Annotated in this window: 1 protein-coding gene; it reads left to right on the forward strand. The window is 66.4% G+C overall.

Annotated elements, in window-relative coordinates; all coding sequences use genetic code 11:
* Positions 1 to 35: 35 nt before the first annotated feature.
* A partial coding sequence (locus CCN56_RS39160) for a hypothetical protein (RefSeq protein WP_143664796.1) occupies positions 36 to 569 on the forward strand: 534 nt, incomplete at its 3' end.

Here is a 569-nt window from a genome sequence, read left to right on the forward strand (position 1 = left end):
GCACCGACTCCGCGGCCTCCGCGCCCATGGATCTCATGAAGCATCTGACCGACAAGACGTTCACCGAGCCCCACGATCCGGACAACGTGTGGGAACGGCTCTACCAAGGACTCACACCGCGGCTCGCGGTGCCGGCCGGGGAAATCGTGCATCGCAAGCACCAGGCCGAGAGCGAGGAGATCATCTCCGCCGCCGGCACCCAGCTGCTCGCCGACCCAGCGATGCACGCCGTGTACGAGGCAGCCCCATGCCATGGACGAACGGCAGTGTCCTCCGACCCCGCCTACTCCGTTCTGGGCGGCACCTCCAACCTCGACGTCCTGCTTCCTGGGTTCCGCCACATCCTCCCCGGCCCCCGCGCCATGGTGTTCCTCGAGCCCACCACCATGCGCGTAGTGACTTCTCTCGAATCCGGGAAGTCGACCGAACTGCAGATCCACAGGGCCTGTGACAAGGGCTTCAGGCGCCTGATGGACAGGGCCGCCAGCGTTCCGTCAGCCGAGAACATCACCCTCACCCTCACCGGCCGACACCTCGTGCTGGAACACAGGGACGGCACGGTCATCGCC

The organism is Streptomyces sp. NRRL B-24572 (assembly GCF_002156145.1).
Taxonomy (GTDB): Bacteria; Actinomycetota; Actinomycetes; order Streptomycetales; family Streptomycetaceae; genus Streptomyces; species Streptomyces vietnamensis.